This window comes from Variovorax cryoconiti (assembly GCF_051216395.1).
In the GTDB taxonomy this organism is placed as follows: Bacteria; Pseudomonadota; Gammaproteobacteria; order Burkholderiales; family Burkholderiaceae_C; genus Variovorax.
Window position 1 is genome coordinate 22,435 of the sequence record NZ_JBPJZI010000003.1, and the last position, 14,754, is coordinate 37,188.

General features: G+C 69.0%; 17 protein-coding genes. 12 read left to right on the forward strand and 5 right to left on the reverse strand.

The window, feature by feature from the left end; genetic code table 11:
• From ACSFA2_RS09255 to ACSFA2_RS09270, 4 genes are read right to left on the reverse strand one after another with little or no spacing between them, the layout of a single operon-like run.
• A complete protein-coding gene (locus tag ACSFA2_RS09255) occupies positions 1-786 on the reverse strand; it encodes an SDR family oxidoreductase (RefSeq protein WP_435455033.1) in 786 nt (261 codons plus the stop codon).
• Positions 783-1,394 (reverse strand): cysteine hydrolase family protein, encoded by a 612-nt coding sequence (locus ACSFA2_RS09260; protein WP_435455034.1) that lies wholly within the window; start codon positions 1,392-1,394, stop codon positions 783-785. Before ACSFA2_RS09260 ends, ACSFA2_RS09255 begins: the two co-directional genes overlap by 4 nt.
• Positions 1,391-1,927: an aromatic-ring-hydroxylating dioxygenase subunit beta gene (locus ACSFA2_RS09265; RefSeq protein ID WP_435455035.1), complete on the reverse strand. Its 537-nt coding sequence runs from the start codon at positions 1,925-1,927 to the stop codon at positions 1,391-1,393. The genes ACSFA2_RS09260 and ACSFA2_RS09265 overlap by 4 nt, the downstream gene beginning before the upstream one ends.
• Positions 1,914-3,245, reverse strand: a complete 1,332-nt coding sequence (locus ACSFA2_RS09270) for an aromatic ring-hydroxylating dioxygenase subunit alpha (protein WP_435455036.1) — start codon at positions 3,243-3,245, stop codon at positions 1,914-1,916. The genes ACSFA2_RS09265 and ACSFA2_RS09270 overlap by 14 nt, the downstream gene beginning before the upstream one ends.
• Positions 3,246-3,497: 252 nt before the next feature.
• Between ACSFA2_RS09270 and ACSFA2_RS09275 the strand changes: the two genes are divergently transcribed.
• Positions 3,498-4,685, forward strand: coding sequence for an ABC transporter substrate-binding protein (locus tag ACSFA2_RS09275; protein WP_435455037.1), 1,188 nt, complete (start codon positions 3,498-3,500; stop codon positions 4,683-4,685).
• A 27-nt stretch (positions 4,686-4,712) separates the two neighbouring features.
• Here the strand turns inward: ACSFA2_RS09275 and ACSFA2_RS09280 are convergent, their stop codons facing one another.
• Positions 4,713-5,255 (reverse strand): VOC family protein, encoded by a 543-nt coding sequence (locus ACSFA2_RS09280; protein WP_435455038.1) that lies wholly within the window; start codon positions 5,253-5,255, stop codon positions 4,713-4,715.
• 188 nt (positions 5,256-5,443) lie between these two features.
• Here ACSFA2_RS09280 and ACSFA2_RS09285 point away from each other — a divergent pair, with 188 nt between their 5' ends.
• From ACSFA2_RS09285 to ACSFA2_RS09335, 11 genes are all read left to right on the forward strand, one after another.
• Positions 5,444-6,091 (forward strand): carboxymuconolactone decarboxylase family protein, encoded by a 648-nt coding sequence (locus tag ACSFA2_RS09285; RefSeq protein WP_435455039.1) that lies wholly within the window; start codon positions 5,444-5,446, stop codon positions 6,089-6,091.
• Positions 6,088-7,176, forward strand: coding sequence for a LacI family DNA-binding transcriptional regulator (locus ACSFA2_RS09290; protein ID WP_435455040.1), 1,089 nt, complete (start codon positions 6,088-6,090; stop codon positions 7,174-7,176). Before ACSFA2_RS09285 ends, ACSFA2_RS09290 begins: the two co-directional genes overlap by 4 nt.
• Positions 7,173-7,955 (forward strand): SDR family NAD(P)-dependent oxidoreductase, encoded by a 783-nt coding sequence (locus tag ACSFA2_RS09295; protein WP_435455041.1) that lies wholly within the window; start codon positions 7,173-7,175, stop codon positions 7,953-7,955. The genes ACSFA2_RS09290 and ACSFA2_RS09295 overlap by 4 nt, the downstream gene beginning before the upstream one ends.
• Positions 7,956-7,991: 36 nt before the next feature.
• Positions 7,992-8,960, forward strand: coding sequence for a Bug family tripartite tricarboxylate transporter substrate binding protein (locus ACSFA2_RS09300; RefSeq protein WP_435455042.1), 969 nt, complete (start codon positions 7,992-7,994; stop codon positions 8,958-8,960).
• 4 nt (positions 8,961-8,964) lie between these two features.
• Entirely contained in the window at positions 8,965-9,717 is a 753-nt protein-coding gene (locus ACSFA2_RS09305) for an SDR family NAD(P)-dependent oxidoreductase (protein WP_435455043.1), read from the forward strand.
• Between the two features lie 119 nt (positions 9,718-9,836).
• Complete coding sequence (locus ACSFA2_RS09310) at positions 9,837-10,616, forward strand: amino acid ABC transporter ATP-binding protein (RefSeq protein WP_435455044.1); 780 nt, start codon at positions 9,837-9,839, stop codon at positions 10,614-10,616.
• A gap of 22 nt (positions 10,617-10,638) precedes the next feature.
• The gene (locus ACSFA2_RS09315) at positions 10,639-11,592 is read left to right on the forward strand and encodes an aminotransferase class IV (RefSeq protein ID WP_435455045.1); all 954 of its coding nucleotides are present in this window, start codon (positions 10,639-10,641) and stop codon (positions 11,590-11,592) included.
• A gap of 47 nt (positions 11,593-11,639) precedes the next feature.
• Positions 11,640-12,479 (forward strand): transporter substrate-binding domain-containing protein, encoded by an 840-nt coding sequence (locus ACSFA2_RS09320; RefSeq protein WP_435455046.1) that lies wholly within the window; start codon positions 11,640-11,642, stop codon positions 12,477-12,479.
• Positions 12,480-12,503: 24 nt separating this feature from the next.
• Positions 12,504-13,184 carry an amino acid ABC transporter permease gene (locus ACSFA2_RS09325; protein ID WP_435455047.1) on the forward strand — a complete coding sequence of 227 codons (681 nt, stop codon included), beginning with the start codon at positions 12,504-12,506 and terminating at the stop codon, positions 13,182-13,184.
• A gap of 165 nt (positions 13,185-13,349) precedes the next feature.
• Positions 13,350-14,018: an amino acid ABC transporter permease gene (locus ACSFA2_RS09330; protein ID WP_435455048.1), complete on the forward strand. Its 669-nt coding sequence runs from the start codon at positions 13,350-13,352 to the stop codon at positions 14,016-14,018.
• A gap of 13 nt (positions 14,019-14,031) precedes the next feature.
• Positions 14,032-14,736 (forward strand): GntR family transcriptional regulator, encoded by a 705-nt coding sequence (locus ACSFA2_RS09335; protein WP_435455049.1) that lies wholly within the window; start codon positions 14,032-14,034, stop codon positions 14,734-14,736.
• Positions 14,737-14,754: the final 18 nt, after the last annotated feature.

The window sequence follows — 14,754 nt, forward strand, 5'->3', positions numbered from 1 at the left end:
TCAGGGCGTCGCCTCGAACCACTCCCGCGGCGAGCGCCCCTGGTCCGGCCCCAGGCACGAGAAGCCGCCGTCCACCGACAGGTCCACGCCGGTGATCCACGAGGCTTCCGCCGAGCAGGCGAAGGCCACCGCCGCCGCCACTTCCTCGCCACGGCCGACACGGCCGAGCGGATGCACGCGCGCGCCGACGGCATCGGCCCGTTCGATCGAGCCGCCGCTCATGCGATCCAGCGCCGGCGACCAGGTCCACGCGGGTGACACGCTCACGCAGCGGATGCCCTGCGGCGCCAGCGTCACCGCGAGGTTGCGGGTGAGCTGCAGCAGGCCGGCCTTCGACGCCGGGTAGGTCGCGCGCCCGGCCGCGCCGAACTTGCCGCCCACGCTGCCGAGGTTGACGATCACGCCGCCACGCGGCATCACCGCCGCGGCCTGCTGCGCGAAGATCGCGGCCGACACCAGGTTGACGTTGAGCGTGTGCAGCCACTGCGCACGCGTCGACGCTAGCCCTGAGTCGTCGTAGACGCAGGCGTTGTTCACCAGCAGGTCGAGCTGGCCGAAGTGCGAGAGCGTGGTCGCGATGCACTGCGCGATCTGCGCGTCGTCCTCGATGTCGGTGCCGACGTAGCGCGCTGCATCGCCCAGTGATGCGGCGATCGCGCGCCCCGCGTCGTGGTCGATGCCGGCGATCACCACGCGCGCGCCATTCGCGATCAAGCCGAGCGCCACGTCGCGCCCCAGCCCCTGCGTGGCGCCGGTGACGATCGCGACCTTGCCTGCGAGCTTCATGCGTGGGCCTCCAGCGTGGCGAAGGCCCCGGCCACGGTCGTGACCGTCGCCACCAGCGCCATGCTCGCCAGCGACGCGTCGTGCACCGCGCGGTCGGCGGCGGCGCAGGCGTCGGCCGCCACGAACACGTCGAAGCCGCGGTCGGCCGCGTCGCGCACCGTGCCCTCGACCACCGAATGCGTGGCGACGCCGGCGACCAGCAGCCGCTTGGCATTGACCAGGTGCAGCAGCTGTTCCAGGGGCGTGCCGGCGAAGGCGCTGATGCGCGTGTGCGTGACGACGAACTCGCGCTCGCCCGCCTGCGGCGCCAGCGCTTCCAGAAACTCCGCGCCCCATTCGCCGTCGCGCACCGCGCCCAGTTCGACCGTGCGCCGGAAGATCGGCGTGTTGCGCGGGCAGTCGGCGTAGTCGGGCCGGAAGGCGATGCGCACATGCACGATCGGCCAGCCGCGCGCGCGGGCACCGGCCAGCAGCGTGGAGGCGGTGGCGATCACGGCGTAGCGCACCGCGTCGCCTGCGGCCAGGCCGACACGGATGCGCCCGTCCGGGTGCAGCGTCTCGTTCTGGTAGTGCAGCGCCAGCACGGCGGTCGCGGATGTCGGTGTCACACGAAGACCTCGAGGTTGCCGAACACGCTGTCGCAGTTGACCAGGTTCACCCGCTTGAGCTGCAGGCGAAAGCCGCCGTCTTCGGCGCGCGCGAGCTTGTAGAAGACCTGGCCGGCCAGCACGCGCTGCTCGAGCCGGTATTCGACGCAGTGCAGCGTCGCGCACACGATGAGGTGGCCTGCCGCATCGAGCCCGTCGAGCTGGATGTTGCCGACCAGCCGGCTGCTGCGCGTCGGCGGTTGCTGCGACCAGTTGCGCGGGTGCAGCAGGCGGCGCACGCGGGTCTCGCGCAACATGCGGTCTTCCCAGAACAGCGAAATCTGCGCGAAAGGGTCGGCCTGGCCGTGGTGGCGCGGCATCCAGTAGCGGCCCTCGTCGGTCCACAGCGCGAGCCAGTCGTCGAAGCGGCGCTCGTCGAGCAGGCGCGACTCGCGGCCGATGAACTGGGCGGCCTCCTGCGCCAGCGCCGGGTCGGCGGGTGCCGGCGTCGACGGCGTGGTCGAGACGTCGAAGGTGCGGTCAAGCAGCAGCATGCGCGGCCTCCGTGCCGGTCATCTCGCCGAGCATGTAAGCGCGCCATGCGGCGAACTGGTTGCGCATCGGCAGCTCGCTGGTGCCGTTGGTCGACACCGCGCCGTCGGGCAGCACGCGGTCGGTGCCGGCGTAGCGGTGCAGGCTCACCCACTCGCCGCCGCGCGTGTTGTTGCCCTGCTGGCAGCGGCGGTACAGCTCCACGTCGTCGGGCATCACGTTCGACGAGGGCGAGTTGATGAGGTTGGCGTAGGTCAGCGCACGGTCGAACACCGCGTCGGGTGCGCCCTTGCAGCGGAACAGCTGGATCTCGATCAGCGTGCGGTCGACCGCCAGCGGCCGGATCACGCGGAACTGCTGGAACACGTTGTGCGGCGAGCCGCTGCCGTAGAGGATGGTGTTGTGGCGGTTCATGCCCAGCACTTCGCGCGCGCGCTCCTCGCCCACCGCGTCGCTCAGGCACTCGAAGTGCGCCCGTGCCACCGGGTCGCGCGTGGCGGCGCCGGGGTCGAAGATGCCTTCCATGTAGCCGTGGCCGCCGTGGTAGGCGCGCAGCTCCAGCTTTTCCCAGAAGGTGTAGGGCTCGCCGTTGCCGTCCTGGATGAGCAGCTCGAAGGGCATCTCGCCGATGGCCGCGGCCTCGTCGCGCGCCGCGCGGAACGACGACTCGTGCGTCACGCGCGCATGCATCGTGTCGTGCAGGTTCTCGTAGAACACCTTCCAGTTCGACTCCTGCAGCACGCGGAACACGCCGCCCACCACCTCGACCTCGCCGATGGGCGAGCGGTCGCACAGGTTGTCGATGGAGCTCGCCACGCCGCCGAGGAAGTCGCGCAGCCCCGGCCCCTCGGCGCTCTGGCTGGCGAAGACGAAGCCACGGTAGCTGTCGACCCGCGCCACCGGCGCCATCGAGAACTGCGGGTTCGTCGGGTCGTAGGCCGTGCCCTCGAAGCCGTCGCGCATCGGTGCCGACAGGTGCGTGCCGTCGAGCTTGAAGGTCCACGCGTGGTACGGGCAGCGGAAGAACTTGCCGGCGCAGCCGTCGCCTTCGCTCACCAGCTTGGCGCCCTTGTGCGGGCAGCGGTTGTAGAGCACCTTCACCGCGCCGTCGGCGGCGCGCACCAGCACCACGTCCTGGTCGCCCAGGCGGGTCGTGTGGTAGTCGCCGGTGTGGGGCACCTGGCTGTCGTGGCCGACGTAGATCCAGGCGCGGCCGTAGATGCGTTCCATCTCCAGCGCGAAGATGGCGGGGTCGGTGTAGACGCGCTTGTTCACGCTGTCGGGCCGCACCAGGGCGGCCAGTTCGTCATCGGCAATCATCGAATGGGTCCTTGTCCGTCCACGACGAAAAGCACCAGTGTGGGGAGATCGCGCGATGCGAACTAGCCGCGATCGGCAAGGGCTTGTCCGGAAACGGCAAGGCGTCGATGGGCGCGCGGTGCGCTGCGTAAATCGGACAGCCCGCCGCCGCGCGCTTGCCGTTTGCGGATAGCTGCCGGCGCGGGTCGGCTCCTAGACTTCGCCGCACCCTTCCCCGGGCCTCACGCCTGCCCCACCCACTGGAGCTCCCGCATGCCACGTCCCTCCCTGCACCGCCTCGCCCTGGCGGCCACCCTTGGCGGCGCCCTGCTCGCCGCCTCCGCCGCGCAGGCGGCCGACGCGCTCAGGATCGGCTTCCTCACGACGCTGTCGGGCCCCGGCGCGGTGATCGGCAACGAGGTGCGCGACGGCTTCAACCTCGGCATCAAGAACAGCGGCGACAAGCTCGGCGGCCTGCCGGTGCAGATGGACATCATCGACGACCAGCAGAAGCCCGAGAGCGGGCTGCAGGCGGTCGACCGCTTCATCAAGCGCGACAAGGTGGACCTCGTGACCGGCGTCGTCTTCAGCAACGTGCTGCTGCCGCTGCTGCCCGGCATTTTGGCGAGCGACACGATCTACCTGAGCCCCAACACCGGCCCGAGCGACTATGCCGGCGCCAAGTGCAACCGCAACTTCTTCGCGGTGGCCTGGCACAACGAAGACATCCCGCAGGCCGTGGGCAAGTACGCGACCGACCGCAAGTTCGCGCGCGTCGCGCTCATCGCCCCCAACTACCCGGGCGGCCGCGAATCGCTGGCCGGCTTCAAGCGCCAGTACAAGGGCGAGATCGTCGAAGAGATCTACACCAAGATGGGCCAGCTGGACTACGCGCCCGAACTCGCGACGATGCGCGCGGCCAAGCCCGACGCGGTCTTCTTCTTCCTGCCCGGCGGCATGGGCGTGAACTTCATCAAGCAGTTCGGCGCGTCGGGCCTGTCCAAGCAGGTCACGCTGCTGGCGCCGGGCTTCTCGGGCGACGAGGACACCATCGGCGCCATCGGCGAACCGATCGTCGGGCTCTACAACGCATCGCAGTGGGCCTCGGACCTGCCCAACGCCGCCAACCAGAAGTTCGTCGCCGACTTCCGCAAGGCCTACGGGCGTGCGCCGACGCTCTACGCCTCGCAGGCCTACGACACGGCGATGCTCATCGACAGCGCGGTGCGCGCCGTCGGCGGCAAGGTCGAGGACAAGGACGCGCTGCGCAAGGCGCTGCGCAAGGCCGACTTCGCATCGGTGCGCGGGCCGTTCAAGTTCAACACCAACCAGTTCCCGATCCACAACCTGTACATGCGCGTGGTCGAGAAGGACGCACAGGGCAAGCTCGCGAACAAGCTGGTCGGCACCACGATGACCGACCACGCCGATCCGTTCGTGGGCGAGTGCGCGATGAAGTGAGGTGAGGTGGCGGTGCGCTGCTGCGCTTCAGCGCGCCGGCGTGCCCATGCGCCGGATCGGGTCGCTGCCGTCCCAGCCCCGCGAGGCCTCGGCGATGCGGCGGAAGTAGTCGCCCTTGCCGCCGGTGAGTTCCGACAGCTCGATCATTCCGCTCGGCAAGTCGGGGTGCACGTAGTACGCGAAGCGCCCGCGCTGCCCCATCTGCCCGCCGTGCCCTTCGACATAGCCGGCGGCCGTCAGTTGCGCGGCGAGTTCGTCGAAGCGGTCTTCCGTCCAGTACGCGATGTGCTGCGCGCCTTCACCCGATCGCTGGAGCGAATCGAGGTAGAGCGAGGGCGCGTCGTTGCGCTGCTGGATCAGCTCGATCTGCAGGTCGCCCGAGTTGGCCAGCGCGATCGACAGGTCCGGCAACGCCGAAGGCTGGCCGTAGTAGCGGAACTCGGTCGTACCCACTTCTTCCTTGTAGAACCACGGCCCGACGCCGAGCACGCGGCTCCAGTGCGCCATGGCGCGCTCGATGTCGTGCACCACGAAGCCGACCTGGCGGGCTCCCCCGAAAAAGCGACTCATGCGTGGACCTTTCTGCGCCAGCGGCGCTGATGGATAGAAACGGTTCCATCCATTCTGGTTGTAGCCGCCGCGACAGTGGCTCAGGGTATTCATGGAGAGGCATGGCGCAAAGTGGGCGAACAATGAAACGAAAGCGGAAACGTTTCTACGCCGCATCACCGCACGCCACCGCCGCTCATCCAACGCCCATGTCCTCCTCCGCCATCGCGACCCACGCCCACCCCTTGCCCCTCGAGCTGGCGACCTCGACCCGCCTGCCGTTGCGCCCGCCGCCTTACGAGCCCGAGGTCGAGAAGGCCATCCGCAACAGCGCGTTCAAGGGCCTCTCACCGCTCAACCTGCGGCTGGTGCTCGCGCAGGAGCCGAAGCTGTCGGTGGCCTTCCAGTCGATGGCGCATGTGGTGCTGTTCCAGGGCGCGTTGCCCGAGCGCGAGCGCGAGATCGCGATCATCCGCACCGGCGCGCTGACCCGCTCGGAATACGAGTGGGGCATGCACGTCAGCATCTACGCCGAGAAGTGCGGCCTCTGCGAAGCGCAGGTGATGGAGCTGACCGTCGGCCAGCCCGGCGAGGCGCTGTGGACCGAGAAGGAGCGCGTCATCGTGCGCATGGTCGACGAGCTGCACCACCACTCGACCGTCAGCGATGCGACCTGGGCGGCGATGTGCACGCACTGGCCCGAAGACCAGCGGGTGGAGCTGATTTTGTCGTCGAGCTTCTATCACATGGCTGCCTTCTTTTTGAACAGCACGGCGGTGCCGCTGGAGACCGGCGCGCGCCGCTTTCCGCCCGGCATGACGCAGGCCAGCGTGCCTGCCGACGGGGCCGCCGCATGAAGCCGGCACGCAAGGCCAAGCCGACCATCCGCGACGTGGCGGCGGCGGCCGGCGTGTCGGTCGGCACCGCGTCGCGTGCGTTCAACCGCGCCGGCCGCGTGAGCGATGCCGCCATCGAGGCGGTGCAGGCAGCCGCACAGCGCCTGGGCTACGCGCCCGACGCCATCGCGCAGAGCATGCGCACGCGCACCAGCGGCGTGGTGGGCCTGCTCGTGTCCGACCTGGCCAACCCGCTGTACGCGCGCATCGTCAACGCGGTGGAAGCGCGGCTGCAGCGCGACGGCTATGCGCTGCTGCTGGCCAACACCCACAACGACAGCCGCCACGAGCGCGCGATGATCGACTTCTTCCGTCGCCGCCGCGTCGATGGCCTGATCCTCGGGCCCTGCGAGTCGGAGCGCCCCGAGATGCTCGACGCGCTGCTGGCGCAAGACCTGCCCGTGGTGGCGCTCGACCGAGACTTCGGCCCCGCCGGCAGCGGCGTGCACGTCGACCACTTCCACGGCGCGCTGCAGGCCACGCGCTACCTGCTCAACCTCGGCCACACGCGCATCGCCCTGATGACGCCGGGCCAGACGCTGCGGCCCGGCCGCGAGCGCATTGCCGGCTTCACCGATGCCTTCGCCGAGCGGGGCCTCAAGCCCGCGCCCAAGCTGATCCGCGCCGAACGCTCGGCCATGGAGTTCGCCTTCAGCGAAGCGCTGGCGCTGCTGTCGTCGACCGAACCGCCAACCGCCTTCGTCTGCCTCGGCACGCGCATCCTGGCCGGCGTGCTGCAGGGCCTGCGCCATTCGGGCCGCAGCGTGCCCGACGACGTGAGCGTGATCAGCGTCGGCGACACCGACCTGTCGCAACTCTTCAGCCCGGCCATCACCTCGCTTACCTGGGACTTCGAGGCCGTCGGCACTGCCGCCGCCGAGCTGATGCTCAAGCGCCTGCCGCCCGCCGCGGGCGGCCAGGCGGTGGAGCCCGAGCGCATCGTGATGACCACGCAGATGGTGCTGCGCGAATCGTGCGGGGCGCTGGCGACACCGCGCCAAGCCAAGGCGCAGCCCGCGCGCGCACGCCAGGCGGCGAAGAAATGACGCAGCGCCTCGCAGGCCGCGCGGCGGTGGTCGTCGGCGCCGGCTCGATCGGCGCCGGCGTCAGCAACGGCGCCGCCTGTGCGATGCGCTTCGCGCAGGAAGGCGCGGCCGTGCTGTGCGTCGACCGCTCGCTCGCCGCTGCGCAAGACACCGTGCGCCGCATCGCCGACGCCGGCGGCACCGCCAGCGCGTTCGAGGCCGACGTGCGCGACGCCGCACGCATCCGCGCGATGGTGGCCGAATGCCTCGAACGCCATGGCCGCATCGACGTGCTGCACAACAACGTGGGGGTCGAGGAATTCGGCGAGCTGCTCGAAGTCACCGAAGCGTCGTGGGACCGCGTGCACGCCATCAACCTGCGCGGCGCCATGCTCACCGCGCGCGAAGCCATGCCGCACATGATCCGCCAGGGCGGCGGCTCGATCATCAACATGTCGTCCATCGCGAGCCGCAAGTGGAGCGCGATGCAGTTCCTGTCGTACAGCACCTCGAAGGCGGCGCTCAACCACATGACGAAGGTCGTGGCACGCCAGTACGCGCCGCATCAGGTGCGCTGCAACGCGATCGTCGCGGGCCTCATCGACACGCCGCACGCGGCCCACCTCTACCCGAACGAAGAAGCGGCGCGCGAAGGCCGCGAGATGCGCAACCAGCGTTGCCCGATGGGCCGCCAGGGATCGCCCTGGGACATCGCCAACGCTGCCTTGTTCCTTGCCTCGGACGAGTCGAGCTACGTCACCGGCCTCGAGATGGTCGTGGACGGCGGCGTCTCGCTCTGAGCAGGGCCCTGCCAATGAAAAGACGGAGACACAACCATGAAGACGTACGTATTGGGGGCGGTGCTGGCCGCTGCATGCGCCGTGGCCGCGGCGCAGCCTGCAGCGGCACCCGCCGACTACCCGAGCAAGCCGGTGCACCTGCTGCTGCCGTTTTCGGCCGGCGGTGGCGGTGACGTGCTCGGCCGCATCCTCGCGGAGCGGATGGGCAAGCGACTGAACCAGTCGATCTTCGTCGACAACAAGCCCGGCGCGGCGGGCACCATCGGCACCCACGCCGTGGCGACCTCGCCGGCCGACGGCTACACCATCACCATCGGCGGCATGTCGACGCACACGCTGGCGCCGGCCACCTACCCCAAGCTGCCGTACGACCCGCTCAAGGACTTCGCGACCGTCGGCCGCATCGGCACCTCAGCCATCGTGATGGTCGCGTCCAAGGACTTCCCGGCCAACAACATCAAGGAATTCGTGGCGCTGGCCAAGGCCAAGCCCGGTGTGCAGTACGCCAGCTGGGGCCCCGGCTCGACCGGGCACTTCTGCGGCGAGGTGCTGGCGCAGAAGGCCGGCGTGCAGCTCACGCATGTGCCCTTCAAGGGCGCGTCGCAGATCATGACGGACATCCTCGGCGGGCATATCGGCGTGGGCTTCGTCGACATGGCGACCGGCACGCCCTTCGTCAAGGAAGGCCGCGTGAAGGCGCTGGGCGTGTGCACGCAGCGCTCGCCCAGCCTGCCCGACGTGGCGAGCTACAAGGAGCAGGGCATCGACTTCGACAAGACGCTCAGCTGGGTGATGTACGCGCCGGCCGGCGTGCCCAAGCCCATCACCGACAAGCTGGCCGCGGCCTTGCAGGCCACGCTGAAGGAGCCCGAGGTGGTGTCGAAGCTGGTGGCGCTGGGCATCACGGCCGACTACCTCTCGGGCAGCGAGCAGGCCGCCGCCAACGCGATCGACATTCCGATCTGGCGAAAGATCGCGCAGGACGCGAACCTCAAGCTCGAGTGACCCGATGAAGCTGCTCGACAACCGTGTCGCCGTGATCTCCGGCGCCGGCCGCGAACGCGGCATCGGCAAGGCCACCGCGCGCCTCTTCGTGGAACACGGCGCCCGCGTCGCGATGCTCGACCTCGAGGAGGCCGAGGTGCACGCCGCCGCCGCGGAGATCGGCCCGCACGCCATCGGGCTCGCGTGCGACGTGCGCTCGGCCGCAGCGTGCCACGCCGCCATCGAACGCGTCATCGCCTGGGCCGGGCCGGTCGACGTGCTGGTCAACAACGCGGGCGTGACGCAGAGGCGCGGCGTGGTCGACGTCAGCGACGACGACTACGAGCTCGTCACCGGCGTGGTGCTCAAGGGCACGCTGAACCTGTCGCAGGCGGTGATCCCGACGATGCGCGCGCGGCGCTCGGGCGCCATCGTCTGCGTGTCGTCGATGTCGGCGCAGCAGGGCGGCGGCGTGTTCGGCGGGGCGCACTACTGCGCGGCCAAGGCCGGCGTGCAGGGCCTGGCGCGTGCCATGGCGCGCGAGCTCGGGCCGGACAACATCCGCGTCAACTCGATCGCGCCGGGCCTGATCCTCACCGACTTCTCGCGCAGCGGCAGCACCGACGCCGCCAAGCACGCCATCGCGCAGGCCTGGCCGATGCGGCGGGCGGGTTCGCCGGGCGAGGTGGCAGGCGTGTGCCTGTTCCTGGCGTCGGCGCTGTCGTCGTTCATGACCGGCGCGACGCTCGACGTGAACGGCGGGGCGCATATCCACTAAGAGCGGTTGGTTCGGCAACGCGCGCACCGCCGTGGCGCGCCGGCGCAGGCACGTCCTTTGCTTGGGTCGTAGAACTACCGATTGTCGATCGTCCGACAATCGCTACGATCCGCCGACCCATGACCGCCACACCGCCCATCCTTCAGATCCAAGGCCTGCACAAGCGCTTCGGCGATCACGCCGTGCTGCGCGGCATCGACCTCGACGTGCAGCCGGGCGACCGCATCGCCATCATCGGGTCGAGCGGCTCGGGCAAGAGCACGCTGCTGCGCTGCCTCAATTTCATGGAGATGCCGTCGGCCGGCCGCGTGGTGCTGAACGGCCGCGCCGTCGGCACAGAAGGCAAGGACGGCGCGTTTCGCTACGGGCAAAACGAGCTGAGCGAGGTGCGCAAGCAGGTCGGCATGGTGTTCCAGCAGTTCAACCTGTTCCCGCACATGACGGTGCTGCAGAACGTCATGGAGGGGCTGGTCACCGTCAAGCGGGTGTCGGCGAACGACGCACGTGAGCGCGCACTGCGCGAATTGACCAAGGTGGGCCTTGCCGAGAAAGCCGACGCCTACCCCGGCCACCTGTCCGGTGGCCAGCAGCAGCGCGTGGCCATCGCCCGCGCGCTGGCCATGGAGCCCGAGGTGCTGCTGTTCGACGAGCCCACGTCGTCGCTCGACCCCGAGCTGGTCGGCGAGGTGCTGCAGACCATCCTGGCGCTCGCCAAGGAAGGCCGGACCCTGCTGCTGGTGACGCACGAACTGGGCTTTGCGTATCACTTCGCCACCAAGGTCGTCTTCCTCGCCGACGGCCAATTGCACGAGACCGGCACGCCCGACGAGGTGCTCAAGCACCCGAAGCAGGAGCGCACGCAGCGCTTCCTCGAGCGCTTCACCGCCTTCCATTTCTGAACACCCCCATTCAAACGACCCCATGACCGCCGACAGCGCCCTCTCGAAAACCAGTTCCCAGGCCTACACCCCCGACGACCGCAACGACGCGGTGCTCGTCTACGTCAACGGCAACTTCGTGCCGCGCCACCAGGCGACGGTGTCGGTGTTCGACGCCGGCTATGTCTGCGGCGACGGCGTGTGGGAAGGCGTGCGGCTGGTCGATGGCCGCATCGTGTCCTTCGACGCGCACATCGACCGCCTGTGGGAAGGCGCCAAGTCGATCTCGCTCGACATCGGCATGCACAAGGAGCAGATCAAGAAGGTCGTCACCGACACGTTCTTGCGCAACGGCATGCGCGACGGCGCGCACGCGCGGCTGATGGTCACCCGCGGCGTGAAGAAGACGCCCAACCAAGACCCGCGCTTCATCATCGGCAGCGCCACCATCGTGTGCGTGGCCGAGCACAAGGTCGTCACGCCCGAGGCCAAGCAGAAGGGGCTGAAGCTCTTCACCTCGACCTTCCGCTGCAGCGGGCCCGACGTGTTCGACCTGCGGCTCAACTCGCACAGCCGGCTCAACTTCATCCAGGCGCTGATCCAGGCGATCCAGGCCGGCGCCGACGAGGCGCTGATGCTCGACCCGCACGGCTTCGTCGCCAGCTGCAACTCGACCAACTTCTTCATCGTGCGCAACGGCGCGCTGTGGACCTCGTCGGGCCGCTACTGCTTCAACGGCATCACGCGCGCGACCCTCTTGCGGCTGGCGCGCGAGGCTGGCATCCCGGTGTTCGAAGGCGACTTCACGCTGGCCGAGGTGTACGCCGCCGACGAGGCCTTCGTCACCGGCACGCTGGCCGGCATCACGCCGGTGCAGTCGGTCGATGGCCGCGCGCTGGTGCCGGGCGGCCCCGTCACGCAGCGGCTCGATGCGCTCTACCGCGCCTACATCGCGAGCCCAAACGCGGGGCACGGCACGCTGCCGGCCGCGCTCTGATCTCAGCCACTTCTTCATCCACCCACTTCAAGCCACCGGAGAAACCCATGAACGCCCACACTTCGTTCCTGCGCCGTGCCCTCACCGTCACGTTCGCCACCGCCCTGTCGCTCGGCAGCCTTGCCGCATCCGCGCAGACCCTGCAGAAGGTCAAGTCGGCCGGCGAGCTGCGCATCGGCGTCGCGCCCGGCGACCCGTGGTACTTCCGCGATCCGGCCGCCGACAAGTGGACCGGCCTGGGCGTGCTGCTGGGCGAGCAGGTCGCCAAGGAGATGGGCGTGAAGATGACGCCGGTCGAGACCACCTGGGGCAACAGCGTCGCCGCGCTGCAGTCGGGCCAGATCGACGCGATGTTCGTGCTCGACGCCACCGAGGAGCGCAAGAAGGCGCTCGACTTCCCGGCCAACCCGCTGCTCTGGTATGCACAGGGCGTGCTCACGAAAGACGGCCTGGCCGCCAAGAACTGGGCCGACCTCGACAAGCCCGAGGTGCGCATCGGCGTGGCGCTGGGCACCGCCACCGACCGCGACCTGACCGTGCGCCTGCCCAAGGCCAAGATCGAGCGCTTCACCAACACCGACGAGACCGTGGCCGCCTTCATGTCGGGCCGCGTCGACGCCATCGGCTTCTATCACCCGGCCCTGGTCATCGCGTACTCGAAGATCCGCAAGGGCAAGGTGGTGGTGCCGCAACCGGTCGTCGCGCTGCCGACCAGCGTGGGCATCCGCCGCGAAGCCGACACCGCCTTCCGCGACCAGCTCAACACCATCATCGGCAAGCTCTACACCTCGGGCCAGACGCAGGCGCTTTACGCGCAATACCTCAAGACCAAGAACATCGACGCCGCCACCGTGCCGGGCGTGATGAAGGAAACGCTGGGCCAGTAAGCCGGCGCAAAGCGACAGCGCGATATGAACTACGAATGGGACTTCAGCGGCGTCTGGGCGCACCGCGACATGCTGATGGCCGGCTTCGTCGGCACGATGAAGATCGCGGCCGTCGCCATCGCGGTGGGCGTGGTGGTCGGCATCGTGCTGGCCACGCTGCGGCTGTCGGGCAAGCGCTGGCTGGCGCTGCCTGCCCTGTGGTTCATCGAGTTCTATCGCAACACGCCGCCGCTGGTGCACTTCTTCTGGGCCTTCTATGCCCTGCCGGTGCTCATCGGCGTGAGCCTCGACCCGTACGTGGCGGCCGTCATCGCGCTGTCGACGCAGTCCGGCGCCTTCTTCGCCGAGGTGTTCCGCGGCGGCGTGGTGTCGGTCGAGCGCGGCCAGTGGGAAGGCGCCCGCGCCATCGGCATGAAGCCGCACCAGGCGCTGCGCCGCGTGGTGCTGCCGCAGGCCATGGCGCGCATGGTGCCGCCCTTCATCGAACGGTCTTTCGAACTCATCAAGACCACCGCGCTGGCATCGACACTGGCGTATTCCGATCTGCTGTACCAGGCGATGCAGGTCAACTCCATCACCTTCCGCCCGCTCGAGGTCTACACCGTGGTCGCGGCCATCTTCTTCTGCACGCTGCTGGTGCTGAGCATCGGCGCGCGTGCGCTCGAACACCGGCTGGGCGTGTCGACCCGGCCCCAGGGAGCTTGAGAAGCTGTGAACGAATCCGCCATGCCCGCTCGAACTGCCAAAACACGCCCACTCGGCGTTGCAAATGCTCGCCATAGCCCGAGCTATGGCTGCGCTTTGCGCCTTGATTGGCCGCGTTTTCGCAGCCCGCTCGGCCACGTCGAATTCATTCACAGCTTCTGAGCCATGGACTTCACCTGGGACTTCAGCGTCATCCTGCAGAACTGGCCCGTGCTGCTGCGGGGCGTGGGCGTCACGGCCGGCCTGTGGGCGGTGGCCTTTCCGGCGGCGATGCTCGTCGGCGTGCTCATCGCGCTGGGCGCGCGGTCGGGCAATCGCTGGGTCGGCGCGGCGGCGCGCGGCTACATGGAGCTGTTCCGCAACATCCCCATCCTCATCCAGCTGGTGTGGTTCTTCTATGCGTTCCCGATCGTCACCGGCGTGCAGCTGAGCCCGTACGTCGCGGCGCTGCTGGCGCTCACGCTCAACGCGTCGGCCTACTGCTCGGAGATCTTCCGCGGCGGCATCGCGTCGCTGCCCAAGGGCCAGTGGGAAGGCGCGCTCGCCATCGGCATGCAACGCACGCAGGTGCTGCGCCGCGTGGTGCTGCCGCAGGTGCTCAAGCGCATGCTGCCGGCCTTTACCAACCGCGGCATCGAGCTGGCGAAGAACACCTCGGTCGCCTCGGTGATCGCCGTGCACGAGCTGATGTACCAGGGCCGCGCGCTCAGCGCCGTGTCGTACCGGCCGCTGGAAATGCTCACCGCCGTGGCCGTGATTTACTTCGTGCTCATCTACCCCGGCGCCTGGGCCGCGGGCCGGCTCGAGAAGCGGCTTGCGCTGCGCAGCAACTGAACCCAAACACCCGATGGCGACCCACACCCTTCTTCCCGACTTCGCGCCCGCGCCGTCCGCCACGCGGCGCGACTATGTCGCCCAGACCCTGCGCACCGCCATCCTCACCGGCCAGATTGCGCCCGGCACGCAGTTGGTGGAAAGCCACTTCGCCACCCAGTTCGGCGTGAGCCGCGGCCTGCTGCGCGAAGCCATCCGCGAACTGATCGAAACCGGCCTGGTCGTGAACCGCCCCTACGCCGGCACCTACGTCGCCGACATCGACGAGAACACGATGAGCGACGTGTACGAGGTGCGCCGCATCATGGAAAAGCAGGCCTTCATCCGCCTCTGGCCGCAACGCGACGCCGCGTTCCGCACCGAGATGACCGCCCGCTACGAAGCCCTGGCCGAAGCCGCCGCCAACCGCGACCTCAACCGCGAAAGCGCCGCCGAGGCGTACTTCCACGGCCTGGTCTACGAACGCTGTGGCAACCATTTGCTGCTCGACGTGTGGCAGCAGATGACCCAGAAGATCCAGCTCGGCTTCGCCGTGTGCCGCCTCACGCACACGCCCAAGCCGGACTATGCGGAGAACCACCAGCTGTTCCTGAAGCTGGCGATCGGGGACGACCTGAACGCGATGCTGGAGGAGCTGGATGCGCATTTGCTACGCGGGTTGTCGACGATTCGGGCGGCGTTGAGGGGGTTGGGGGGCGGGGGTAATTCGGGCGTCTAAAAACCTGGTGATTTAGCT